This is a genomic window from Pectobacterium sp. A5351, from assembly GCF_028335745.1.
Taxonomy (GTDB): domain Bacteria; phylum Pseudomonadota; class Gammaproteobacteria; order Enterobacterales; family Enterobacteriaceae; genus Pectobacterium.
Genome location: NZ_CP116477.1, coordinates 1,071,662 through 1,083,493, shown reverse-complemented (window position 1 = coordinate 1,083,493; position 11,832 = coordinate 1,071,662). Strand labels below are relative to the sequence as shown.

Sequence of the window (11,832 nt, the reverse complement as noted above, 5' to 3'; positions counted from 1 at the left end):
CCGCTATTTTTCATGGCGCGCCATCCTTAGCCGCCCCTTTGGGGGGCGACGCCAATGCTGTGCTGTTGATTTATCCATCACTATCGAGGTGTATTATCTTTTCCCGAGTTGCTAATTTTTGTCGTAAAGTACTGAATCGTGAGAACGAAATGGTCGAATCAGAGGAAACGCGTCAGAACCTGACGGTGATCCCGCGTGACCAACATACTATTTCACGCAGCGACATCAGCGATAACGCGCTGAAAGTACTTTATCGCCTGAACAAAGCGGGCTACGAGGCTTATCTGGTTGGCGGCGGCGTACGCGACCTGCTGCTGGGCAAAAAGCCAAAGGATTTTGATATCACCACTAACGCTACGCCCGATCAGGTACGCAAGTTGTTCCGCAACTGTCGTTTGGTTGGGCGTCGTTTCCGTCTGGCCCATATCATGTTCGGGCCAGAGGTGATTGAAGTTGCCACGTTCCGTGGTCACCACGATCAGCATCAGGAGCAGCAGGAAACCAAGAATTCTTCTCAGCAAGCTCAGAGCGGCATGCTGCTGCGCGACAATATTTTCGGCTCGGTTGAAGAAGACGCCCAGCGTCGCGATTTCTCGATCAACAGCCTCTACTACAGCATTTCTGATTTCAGCGTTCGTGACTATACCGGTGGCCTGAACGACCTGCGTCAGGGTGTCATCCGAATGATTGGCGACCCTGAAACGCGCTACCGTGAAGATCCGGTGCGTATGCTGCGCGCCGTCCGTTTCGCGGCCAAACTGAACATGACGGTCAGCCCGGAAACCGCCGAACCGATCCCTCGTTTAGCTTCGCTGCTGCACGATATCCCTGCGGCGCGTATGTTTGAAGAGTCGCTGAAGCTGCTTCAGTCAGGGTATGGCTACCCAACCTATAAAATGCTGTGTGAATATCAGCTGTTCCAGCCGCTTTTCCCGCTGCTGAGTCGCTATTTCACACCAAACGGCGATTCCACGCTGGAGCGCATGGTTGCACAGGTGCTGAAAAACACCGATCAGCGCCTGCAAAACAATATGCGCGTCAATCCGGCATTTTTGTTCTCCGCCATGCTGTGGTATCCGCTGATTGAACACGCACAAAAGCTGGCTCAGGAAAGCGGTCTGGCCTACTTTGATGCCTTCTCGCTAGCGATGAACGATGTGCTGGATGAACAGTGCCGTTCTCTGGCGATTCCTAAGCGTATTACCTCTTTAGTCCGCGATATCTGGCAACTGCAAACGCGCCTGTCTCGTCGTCAGGGGAAACGCGCGTATAAACTGATGGAACACCCGAAATTCCGCGCCGCGTATGACTTGCTTTGCCTGCGTGCCGAAATCGAGAACCATCAGGAGCTGCTGCGTCTGGCTCAGTGGTGGGGAGAATTCCAGGTTGCCGCGCCGCCACGTCAGCAAAACATGCTGAAATCGCTGGATGATGGCCCGACGCCACACCGTCGTTCCCGCCCTCGTCGACCGCGTAAACCGACAACAGCACGTAGAGATCCAGCCTAATGACACGCGTGTATCTGGCGCTGGGCAGCAATCTTGCCCAGCCTTTGCAACAGGTGCGCGCGGCATTGTCTGCGCTAGACGCGATTCCCCATACTCGCGTCGTTTGCTGCTCCTCGTTTTACCGTAGTCGCCCGCTCGGCCCGCAGGATCAGCCAGACTATCTCAATGCCGTCGTTGAACTGGAAACCGAACTTGCAGCCGAGTCGCTGTTGGATCGCACACAGGCCATCGAACTGGAACAAGGCCGTGAGCGCAAGGAACACCGCTGGGGCCCGCGCACGTTGGATCTGGATATTCTGCTGTTCGGCAATGACGAGATCCAGACTGAACGCCTGACCGTACCGCATTATGATATGAAAAACCGTGAGTTCATGCTCTACCCGCTGGCAGAAATCGCCCCAGACCTGGCGTTCCCTGACGGTGAAACACTTGCCCAGCGGCTAACCCATGTCGATCGCAACGGTCTGACATTATGGGACAGACAATAAACCGACGGAATCGCGAGGCCAACTGACCGCCCCGCTTATCAACACCTCTCACATCTGTAGCTTGAAGCATGACGGGTATATCGCTACACGTCAGCTTACATTAGAATGTCTCCCTTAATTCTTCGCCCTATTGACATAGGAAGACCGTCATGAAACCGACGACTATCTCCCATTTGCGCCAATGGAAACAAGAGCAGCGAAAATTCGCTACGATTACCGCTTACGACGCCAGCTTCTCTCGCCTATTTTTTGAACAAGGCATTCGCGTGATGCTAGTAGGTGATTCTCTGGGAATGACCGTGCAAGGTCACGATTCCACCTTACCCGTGACCACCAACGACATCGTTTACCACACACAGTGTGTGCGCCGCGGCGCCCCACTGGCGCTGGTTCTCTCCGATATGCCTTTTATGACCTATGCCACGCCGGAGCAAACATTCAGTCAGGCCGCAGAGCTAATGCGTGCAGGTGCGAATATGGTGAAGCTGGAAGGCGGAAGCTGGCTTGCGCCAACGGTAAAAATGCTGACCGAACGCGCCGTGCCGGTTTGCGGCCATCTGGGTCTGACACCGCAATCCGTTAACATCTTCGGCGGCTATAAAATTCAGGGCCGAAGCGAAAGCGATGCCAATCAACTGCTGGCCGATGCCCTCGCGCTTGAAGAAGCGGGAGCACAGTTGCTGGTACTAGAATGTGTACCGGTTGCGCTGGCTAAACGCGTTACGGATGCGCTGTCGATTCCGGTGATCGGCATTGGCGCTGGCAACGTGACCGACGGGCAGATTCTGGTCATGCATGATGCTTTCGGCATTACCGGTGACAACACGCCTAAGTTCGCCAAGAACTTTCTGGCGCAAAGCGGGGGGGATATCCGTTCGGCAGTGCGTTTGTATGCACAAGAAGTCGAACAGGGTATCTATCCGGCCGAAGAACATTCATTTCATTAAAAAACGAGCATTCCGTTAATCGGACTTATACCCTAAATAATTCGAGTTGCAGGAAGGCGGCAAGAGAAAGAATCCCGATGAGCTTACTTGAGTAAGTGATTCGGGTGAGTGAACGTAGCCAACGCACATGCAGCTTGAAGTATGACGGGTATATTTTTTAGGAGTACGAGTGTGTTAATAATCGAAACCCCTCTGCTGCTGCGCCGCGAAGTTCGCCGCTGGCGTCAGGAAGGGAAACGCATTGCTTTGGTTCCCACCATGGGTAACTTGCATGACGGGCACATGACGCTGGTCGATGAAGCCAGAGCTCGCGCCGACATCGTTATTGTCAGCGTTTTTGTCAATCCCATGCAGTTTGAGCGGCCAGATGATTTAGCCCGCTACCCCCGGACATTGCAGGAAGACTGCGAGAAATTGAATCGCCGCGGTACCGATCTGGTTTTCGCGCCGAGCCCGGATGTGATATACCCAAATGGGCTGGAGTCACAAACGTTTGTCGATGTGCCTGGCCTGTCTTCCATGTTGGAAGGTGCCAGCCGTCCCGGCCATTTCCGGGGCGTAGCCACCATTGTCAGTAAGCTGTTCAATCTGGTACAGCCAGATGTAGCCTGCTTTGGTGAGAAAGATTATCAGCAGCTAGCGCTGATTCGACAACTCGTCCGCGATATGGGCTATGACATTGATATCATTGGCGTCCCTATCGCACGTGCAAAAGATGGGCTGGCATTGAGTTCACGTAATGGCTACCTCAGTGCTGAAGAACGCCAGCTGGCACCAACACTTTATCAGCTGATGATGGCGCTTTCCGCACAATTGGACAACGGCGATCGTCAGATAGACACATTGCTGGAACAGACGGCAGAACAGTTGCGTGCAGCGGGCTTTACGCCTGATGAACTGTTTATCCGCGATGCTGATACACTACAACCGCTAAACGCGGCCAGCACGCGTGCAGTGATTTTGATGGCTGCCTGGTTAGGCAAGGCCAGATTGATTGATAACCACCAGGTCGATTTGACTGTATGAACCGAGGTAACAAAGCGATGATACGTACCATGCTGCAAGGCAAGCTGCACCGGGTCAAAGTGACTCAGGCTGACTTGCATTATGAAGGCTCTTGCGCCATCGATCAGGATTTTATGGATGCCGCTGGCATTCTGGAATACGAAGCGATTGATATCTACAACGTTGATAACGGTCAGCGTTTCTCTACCTACGCGATTGCGGGCGAAAGGGGTTCACGCATTATCTCCGTGAACGGTGCTGCTGCTCGCCTTGCCTGCGTCGGCGACAAACTGATTATCTGTTCCTACGTGCAAATGTCCGACGAGCAGGCCAGAAGCCACAGCCCCAAGGTTGCCTATTTCTCTGGCGATAACGAGCTGCAACGTCAGGCCAAAGCGATTCCGGTTCAGGTTGCCTGATCGCCAAGTTTTTGACGGAATCGAGCGGTAGTAATGGATAGATCGTAAAGACGCTGCAAGTACCTCCTTGTAAGCTCGAGCCGCGCCATCCCTGGCGCGGACGCTTTACTCTTCTATTCCATTACTACCGTTTTCACTTCTTAAATCAGTCTGCAAAAAGACTAACACGGTGTTACCACCGCCTTTTCATTTGCAGAATTGACACACTACGTCCGCAGCCCGCGTCCGCGTTCAATCAGCCACCAGACCAGCAAATAAAATACCACGATAAAGGCAATCAGCACCGACATCGTAAACAGCAGCGGCACGTCCTGAATCCCGAGAAAACCGTAGCGGAAGCCACTGATCATGTATACCACCGGGTTCAGTTTAGATACCGCCTGCCAGAACGGCGGCAGCAGCGTCAGCGAATAAAATACCCCGCCCAGATAGGTCAACGGCGTTAACACAAACGTCGGAATCAGACTGATATCATCAAAGGTTTTCGCAAATACCGCATTCAATAAGCCTGCCAGTGAGAACAACATCGCCGTCAGCAATAGCGTCAGAACAATCACCCACCAGGCATGAACATGCAGCGGAACGAAGAACAGCGACACCGCCGTCACCAGAATGCCCACGCACAGGCCGCGTGCGATACCACCGCCAACATAACCCGCGATAACCACATGGGTCGGCACGGGCGCAACCAGCAGCTCTTCAATATTGCGCTGAAACTTGGCGCTGAAAAAGGAAGAGGCCACGTTGGCATACGCGTTGGTGATCACCGCCATCATGATCAACCCCGGCACGATAAACTGCATGTAGGTAAACCCGTGCATTTCACCGATACGCGAGCCAATCAGGTTACCGAAAATAATAAAATACAGCGTCATGGTGATCACTGGCGGCACTAGCGTCTGAATCCAGATCCGCCCAAATCGAGTGACTTCTTTTACCCAGATACTCTGTAGCGCCACCCAATACAAATGCATCATGCCTTTTCTCCCTTACTGCTTGTCCCATTCACCAGCGTGACAAACAGCTCTTCCAACCGGTTCGCTTTATTACGCATACTCAATATCGTTATCCCCTGTGCGTTGAGCTGACTGAATAACGCATTCAGACCTTGCTCACGCATGACATCGACTTCCAGCGTTGACGTGTCCGTCAGACGGAAGGTGTAGCCTTCCAACTGCGGCAGCGGGCTTTTCGCCGCCAGATCGAAAATAAACGTTTCTGACTTCAGCTTGCCAAGTAGCTGCTTCATCGAGGTATTTTCCACCAGATCTCCCCGCTGGATGATCCCAATGTTGCGGCACAGCATTTCCGCTTCTTCAAGATAGTGCGTCGTCAGGATAATCGTGGTGCCCTGCGCGTTCAGCGCTTTCAAAAACCCCCACATGGAACGACGTAATTCAATATCCACGCCCGCCGTCGGTTCATCAAGAATCAGCAACTTAGGCTCATGCATTAGCGCACGCGCAATCATCAGGCGACGCTTCATCCCGCCGGACAACATCATCGCCTTTTCGCTGCGTTTCTCCCATAGGTCTAGCTGTTTCAGGTATTTTTCCGCACGCTGCAAGGCATCCTGACGTTTCACGCCATAGTAGCCCGCCTGGTTAACCACAATCTGTAATACTGTTTCGAAGGGGTTGAAGTTAAATTCCTGTGGAACCAGCCCCAGTTGGCGTTTCGCATTCACTTTATCCAGCTCAAGGTCATAGCCGAAGACGCGAACTTTGCCGGCGGTTTTGTTCACCAGCGAGCTGATAATCCCAATCGTCGTGGATTTTCCCGCGCCATTCGGCCCCAGCAGCGCGTAGAAATCCCCCGCTTCCACGTTCAGGTCGATCCCCCGTAACGCTTTGACGCCTCCCGGATAGGTTTTGGTTAATTGCGCCAGTTCCAGTGCATATGTCATAAGAAATGGATTGCCTTATTATCAGTGAGTTCTACAGGTTCGAAGTGTGACAAATAAATACTCTAAATAATTCAAGTTTCAGGAAGGCGGCAAGAGAAGGAATCCCGATGAGCTTACTCAGGTAAGTGATTCGGGTGAGTGAACGCAGCCAACGTACATGCAACTTGAAGTATGACGAGTATAAACTATCGTTTTTCAAACGACGCATGTTGCCTTATATTACTCCTCACTGCCCCTTGTTTGTTACAGGTCATTTACTTTCATGAAAGAAATTGAAACGCTCATCGCGAACAACCAGCTTTGGTCTAAAACGATGGTGGAAGAGGATCCTGGCTACTTTGAACGTCTGGCGCAGGCACAACGTCCCCGTTTTCTATGGATTGGATGCTCGGACAGTCGCGTACCTGCGGAAAGTCTGACTAGCCTTGAGCCTGGTGAACTGTTTGTTCACCGCAATGTCGCCAATCTGGTTATTCACACCGACCTCAACTGCCTGTCTGTCGTGCAATATGCCGTCGAAGTTCTCGAAGTCGAACACATCATCATCTGCGGCCACTACGGCTGCGGCGGTGTTCAGGCTGCGGTGGAAAACCCGGAACTGGGTTTGATTAACAACTGGCTGCTGCATATCCGTGATTTGTGGTACAAGCATAGTTCTCTGCTGGGGGAATTACCTCCCGAACAGCGTCTGAACACGCTTTGTGAAATCAATGTTGTCGAGCAGGTGTATAACCTCGGCCACTCCACCATCATGCAGTCCGCATGGAAGCGTGGCCAGAAAGTTACGATCCACGGTTGGGTGTACGGCATTCAGGATGGCCGTCTGCGCGATCTGGAAGTGACGGCGACCAACCGGGAGACGCTGGAACAGCGTTATCGCCGCGCGATTTCCTCCCTGCCTTGATTCACTGCCTGACGCCCACTCGCTGGGCGTCGCTCACGGCATCGGCTTTATCTTGTCATTATTCCTGCGGAACAACCTTGCCGACGTAAGGTAAGTGGCGATAGTGCTGGGCATAGTCGATGCCGTAACCCACGACGAACTCATCAGGGATCGAGAACCCAACCCACTCGACTTTAACCGCCACTTCACGGCGCTCCGGTTTGTCCAGCAGCGTACAGATAGCCAGCGATTTCGGCTCACGCAGTTGCAGAATTTCCCGCACTTTGCTCAGCGTATTACCTGAATCGATGATGTCTTCAACGATCAGCACGTCTTTACCGCGAATATCCTCATCCAGATCTTTCAGGATCTTCACATCGCGCGTACTGTTCATACCGCTGCCATAGCTGGATGCCGTCATGAAATCCACTTCGTGAGGAACGTCGATCGCCCGGCATAAATCAGCCATAAAGATAAACGATCCGCGTAATAGCCCCACCAGCACCATATCGCTGCCGCTATCACGGTAGTGTTCGCTGATCTGTTGCCCCAGTTCGGTAACCCGCGCCATCACTTCCTGCTCAGAAATCATGACTTCCACGGTATGTTTCATCATACTGATAACTCTTTGAAGTAAGGTATTCAGCACCATCGGCAGAATGACAGACTCATTATCGATGATGCGCCAATGCTGATGTTTAACGATGCTGATTTTTAACAATACAGATGTTTACATCAGTCTGGGCAATGCCCAGGCGCGCGAAGTATATCAGAAACCACACCACGAAGGAGACATCATGAGCACACCATCTGTGGATGTTTGCTACAAAGTGAACGCCCCGCTTTCCAGCCAGCAGTTCGTTGAGCTGTTGGCGAAAACCTCGTTGGGGCCACGTCGCCCATTGGATGATGAGACAGCGATTGCAGGTATGCTGAAGCATGCCAATCTGCTGGTTTCCGCCTGGCAAGGTGAAACGTTGGTGGGAATTGCGCGCAGCGTGACAGACTTTCATTTTTGCTGCTATTTGTCCGATCTGGCAGTGTCAGAGGACTTTCAGCATGCGGGAATAGGCAAAAAGCTGATTCAACAAACCGCCCAGCAGCTTGAAAAAGGCTGCAAAATCATTTTGCTGGCCGCGCCGCTGGCGGTGGATTACTACCCGAAATTAGGGTTTGAAAAGCACAATAGCACGTGGCTCATGCCAGCGGCAGAGCTGCGCGAGGCGTAATTATTGCTTTTCAGGGCCGTCAGCCGGACCGCTGGCGGCGGGTAAAGCAGGATACAAGACTGGTGGATCCGTCTTAATGCTTAACCGTATCTGCTGCCCTGGTTCAAACCAGTTGCCCGTCTGCACCAGCAGCATCAGTTCTCCCAACTTCACCCGATACAAGTTTGATGTGCCCATAAACAGCCGATCTTCGATCGACGCCGGGCCATCGGGATCGAGTGCCAGCGCCACGTCTGCCGGTCGTACCATCCAGTCACACTGTGAATCAATCGGTTGATTGAGTGGATGTGTCGCATGGTGATCGCCCAATGGGCTTTGCCATTGGTGGTCGCTCATAATTTTCACGGGCAAATAGTTCGTATTCCCCATGAAATCAGCCACAAAGCGGCTATTCGGACGATGGTACAGCTCAGAGGGATAGCCCTGCTGCATAATTTTCCCTTCATCCAGCAGAATCAAGTGGTCAGCGCAGGCAAAGGCTTCCTCTCGGCTGTGCGTAGCGAAAACCGCCGCGACATGACGCTGTTTGAGAACCTGCCGCAATTCGGTGATCAGGCGATAGCGAGTTTGGCTGTCCAGTCCGGGAAATGGCTCATCCAGCAACAGCAATTTCGGCTCACAGGCCAACGCGCGGGCAATCGCCAAACGCTGTTGCTGTTCATTCGATAGTTCGTGTGGATAACGCGCGGCAACCTCATCCAGTTGTAAAAGCGCCAGCATCTCCACACAGATTGGCTTTACCTCGCTTTCAGGGCGGCCATATAACCCAAACGCAATGTTGCCTTCCACCGTCAGATGCGGAAAAAGCGCATAGTCCTGAAAAATCAGGCCAACCTGGCGCAGCTCAGGCAAAACATACGCTTGCGGCGAGCTGACGGGCTCTCCTTCCAACAAGACCTTACCCTGAGTAATCGGCAGCAGGCCCGCTATCACCTGTAATAGCGCCGTTTTGCCGCAGCCGTTTTTACCCAGCAGGCAGATCGTCTCATCGTCACGCACGGTAAATGAAATATTCTCCAGCACGGGAGACTGCTGCAACGTACAACTTACCGCCTGAACGCTCAGAATATCTATCGACGCGGCCATATGATTATCCTTTTATATTCAGTGCGCGATTCAGCCAGAAAACAGGGATTAGCCCCACCGCCACCAGCACCAGCGCAGGAAAGGCAAATGACGCAATCTGCTCATCCGCCGTAAAGCGGAAAACATAGGTTGCTAACGTATCAATCCCGAAAGGACGCAGCAGCAGCGAAACATTCAGCTCTTTCATGCTTTCCGTGAAAATCAGCAGCGCCCCGATAAACAGGCTGCGGCGCAACAGAGGAATATGCACGCGTGACCAGCGGTTGAGGGGAGAAGCTCCCAATACAAGGCTCGCACTGTCCAGCGAGCGCGGAATGGCTTCCATGCTGCGCTCAAGGCTGTCCAGCATCAGACGCCCGAATTTAACGCTATAGGCGAGGATGAGAATAAACAGCGATCCCGCTAGCAAGGCATCGGCAGTAGGCAACCCCGCCGTGCGGGCAAACAGGTTAATCCCGCCATCCACCAGCGATAGCAACGTAAACAGCCCGACAGCCAGTACTGCGCCGGGCAAGGCAAAACTCAGGCTGACCAGCCGAACCGGCGTCTGATTGGCAAATACCCCAGCCGTACGCGTGTAGAAAATAAACGACAGCGACATCAGCGTAATGATGACTGTCGCGGTGGCAGACGCCAACAGGCTATTCATTACCGCCTGGAGGAACGCCATATCCCACATGGACATCATGTGCCGGAGAGCCAGAAATAACAGATACACCACTGGGAACAGGAACGACAGACAGACGATTGCCCAGCAGTAGCCACGCACCACCCTGCTGCGCCACCCGCTCAGCACAGGCGGAACCATCTGGGAAGCATTCGCTTGAGCCTGATAAATTTTCTGCTTACGACGCCAGAGGTTAACCAGAAACATCAAGAAGAAGATCGCAGGCAAGATCAATACACCAAGGCGTGCTGCCGCACCGATATCGCCCTGCTTCTGCCAGATATCCAGCACCTGTGTCGTCATGGTGGGAATATCAAGGTAAGACGCCGCGCCATAATCCCCCAGCGTCTCGACAACCACTAGCGCGCCACCGCAGGCAATCGCAGGCAGCGCAAGCGGCAAGCATAAGCGGCGGAATACCTGAGTGCGCGTCTGATTGAGCAAACGAGCAGAATGGATGAGACTCGCAGGCTGTTTTACCAGCGCTTCACGCACTAACAGGTAAATGTAGGGATACAACACCAGCGCCAGCACCAGACTTACGCAACCCAGCGAAACGGGTAGCCCAGCAGCGTGTGATGTTACCCATGATGAGACTGTCAGCAGTCCACCTTCTTGTAACAACAGCGAAAAATGCCGTAATACATCGGTATAAAGATAGGCAAGCAGGAATGCGGGCATCGCGAGCGGCAGGCAAAGCGCCCATTGCAACACACGATGGCCGGGAAAGCGGTACATGGCGATAAACCAGGCTGAAGGCAATCCAAACAGTAAACTGAAGAAAAGCGTACCCAGTACGATAACCGCTGAATGTATCAGGTAGGTGGGCAACCCGATTTGCCACAGTTGGGCAAATCCCAGCCCGTCGGCGAAAAAAGCCTGATAGAAAACCGTTGCTAAAGGAAGCAGCAACAGTCCCGCCAACCACCAACTACTGACGCGCCAGACACCGGAGATCATAGAATAAAAACTGTATTGGATGAGATCGTTGTTATTAATAACAGAGCCTGACGGCGGCGTCATCGTATCAAACAGCGATAAATGCGCTTTAATCCTGCGATTAACCCGAGGTGATTTTGATCACCGAACGGAAATAAAATAAAAAATAGCGATTTCAATGCATTACACTTCTCACTTTCCCGCTTCTTCCACCGCCATTTTTTATCGCAATCAGAGGTTTCCCGTAAGAAAACTTGGAACCTCATGGGATATCTGTGATAACGTCATCTGACAACATTTGGAACAGGTTCAACCATGAAAAACTCTGTGCTGGCTCTGCTCCTGCTAAGCCTGATGAGCTTCTCTTCCGCCAGCAAGGCGCTGAATGAATTTGAAGCGGAAGATCTGGCCGATCTGACCGCGATCTTTGTTTATCTGAAAAACCACTGTGGCTATCAAGATCTGCCGAATGAACAGATTCGTCGGACACTGGTTGCCTTTGCTCAGCAAAACCGCTGGGATCTCAGCAATTACAGCGCTTACGACATGACGGCGATGGGTGAAGACAGCTATCGCGACCTGAGTAAAATCGCTATCCCGACCCCGAAAAAATGCCAGTCTCTGGCACGTAATTCGCTCGGTTTACTTTCCTACGCGCAGTAACGCCCTTCTCCCTCCTCCGCACTGACTGAAATTTGACCGTGCAAGCGGCAAAAGAGTCGGCTATGATGGCGCGCCAATTTTCATGGCTGTTA

At 52.6% G+C, this 11,832-nt stretch carries 13 protein-coding genes; 8 read left to right on the top strand and 5 right to left on the bottom strand.

What is annotated here, in order from left to right; all coding sequences use genetic code 11:
* Positions 1-95: 95 nt before the first annotated feature.
* From pcnB to panD, 5 genes are all read left to right on the top strand, one after another.
* Positions 96-1,508: a polynucleotide adenylyltransferase PcnB gene (gene pcnB / locus O1Q74_RS05195; protein ID WP_271878763.1), complete on the top strand. Its 1,413-nt coding sequence runs from the start codon at positions 96-98 to the stop codon at positions 1,506-1,508.
* Complete coding sequence (gene folK, locus O1Q74_RS05190; protein ID WP_225085487.1) at positions 1,508-1,996, top strand: 2-amino-4-hydroxy-6-hydroxymethyldihydropteridine diphosphokinase; 489 nt, start codon at positions 1,508-1,510, stop codon at positions 1,994-1,996. The genes pcnB and folK overlap by 1 nt, the downstream gene beginning before the upstream one ends.
* A 149-nt stretch (positions 1,997-2,145) precedes the next feature.
* Positions 2,146-2,943 (top strand): 3-methyl-2-oxobutanoate hydroxymethyltransferase, encoded by a 798-nt coding sequence (panB, locus tag O1Q74_RS05185; RefSeq protein ID WP_271876693.1) that lies wholly within the window; start codon positions 2,146-2,148, stop codon positions 2,941-2,943.
* Between the two features lie 171 nt (positions 2,944-3,114).
* A complete protein-coding gene (gene panC / locus O1Q74_RS05180) occupies positions 3,115-3,969 on the top strand; it encodes a pantoate--beta-alanine ligase (protein ID WP_271876690.1) in 855 nt (284 codons plus the stop codon).
* A gap of 17 nt (positions 3,970-3,986) precedes the next feature.
* Positions 3,987-4,367 (top strand): aspartate 1-decarboxylase, encoded by a 381-nt coding sequence (gene panD, locus O1Q74_RS05175; RefSeq protein WP_014916285.1) that lies wholly within the window; start codon positions 3,987-3,989, stop codon positions 4,365-4,367.
* A gap of 206 nt (positions 4,368-4,573) precedes the next feature.
* Here the strand turns inward: panD and O1Q74_RS05170 are convergent, their stop codons facing one another.
* Both O1Q74_RS05170 and O1Q74_RS05165 read right to left on the bottom strand, forming a co-directional pair.
* Positions 4,574-5,344 carry an ABC transporter permease gene (locus O1Q74_RS05170; RefSeq protein ID WP_271876686.1) on the bottom strand — a complete coding sequence of 257 codons (771 nt, stop codon included), beginning with the start codon at positions 5,342-5,344 and terminating at the stop codon, positions 4,574-4,576.
* A complete protein-coding gene (locus O1Q74_RS05165) occupies positions 5,341-6,273 on the bottom strand; it encodes an ABC transporter ATP-binding protein (RefSeq protein ID WP_271876683.1) in 933 nt (310 codons plus the stop codon). Before O1Q74_RS05165 ends, O1Q74_RS05170 begins: the two co-directional genes overlap by 4 nt.
* Before the next feature lie 262 nt (positions 6,274-6,535).
* Here O1Q74_RS05165 and can point away from each other — a divergent pair, with 262 nt between their 5' ends.
* A complete protein-coding gene (gene can, locus O1Q74_RS05160) occupies positions 6,536-7,177 on the top strand; it encodes a carbonate dehydratase (protein WP_010280785.1) in 642 nt (213 codons plus the stop codon).
* A gap of 58 nt (positions 7,178-7,235) precedes the next feature.
* Here the strand turns inward: can and hpt are convergent, their stop codons facing one another.
* Entirely contained in the window at positions 7,236-7,769 is a 534-nt protein-coding gene (gene hpt / locus O1Q74_RS05155) for a hypoxanthine phosphoribosyltransferase (protein ID WP_172644812.1), read from the bottom strand.
* A 184-nt stretch (positions 7,770-7,953) separates the two neighbouring features.
* Between hpt and O1Q74_RS05150 the strand changes: the two genes are divergently transcribed.
* The gene (locus tag O1Q74_RS05150) at positions 7,954-8,385 is read left to right on the top strand and encodes a GNAT family N-acetyltransferase (protein WP_271876670.1); all 432 of its coding nucleotides are present in this window, start codon (positions 7,954-7,956) and stop codon (positions 8,383-8,385) included.
* Here O1Q74_RS05150 and O1Q74_RS05145 read toward each other — a convergent pair whose 3' ends face one another.
* Both O1Q74_RS05145 and O1Q74_RS05140 read right to left on the bottom strand, forming a co-directional pair.
* Entirely contained in the window at positions 8,386-9,471 is a 1,086-nt protein-coding gene (locus O1Q74_RS05145; RefSeq protein WP_271876668.1) for an ABC transporter ATP-binding protein, read from the bottom strand.
* A 4-nt stretch (positions 9,472-9,475) separates the two neighbouring features.
* Complete coding sequence (locus tag O1Q74_RS05140) at positions 9,476-11,161, bottom strand: ABC transporter permease (protein ID WP_271876665.1); 1,686 nt, start codon at positions 11,159-11,161, stop codon at positions 9,476-9,478.
* Positions 11,162-11,392: 231 nt separating this feature from the next.
* Here O1Q74_RS05140 and O1Q74_RS05135 point away from each other — a divergent pair, with 231 nt between their 5' ends.
* Entirely contained in the window at positions 11,393-11,740 is a 348-nt protein-coding gene (locus O1Q74_RS05135) for a YacC family pilotin-like protein (RefSeq protein ID WP_271876663.1), read from the top strand.
* Positions 11,741-11,832 lie beyond the last annotated feature (92 nt).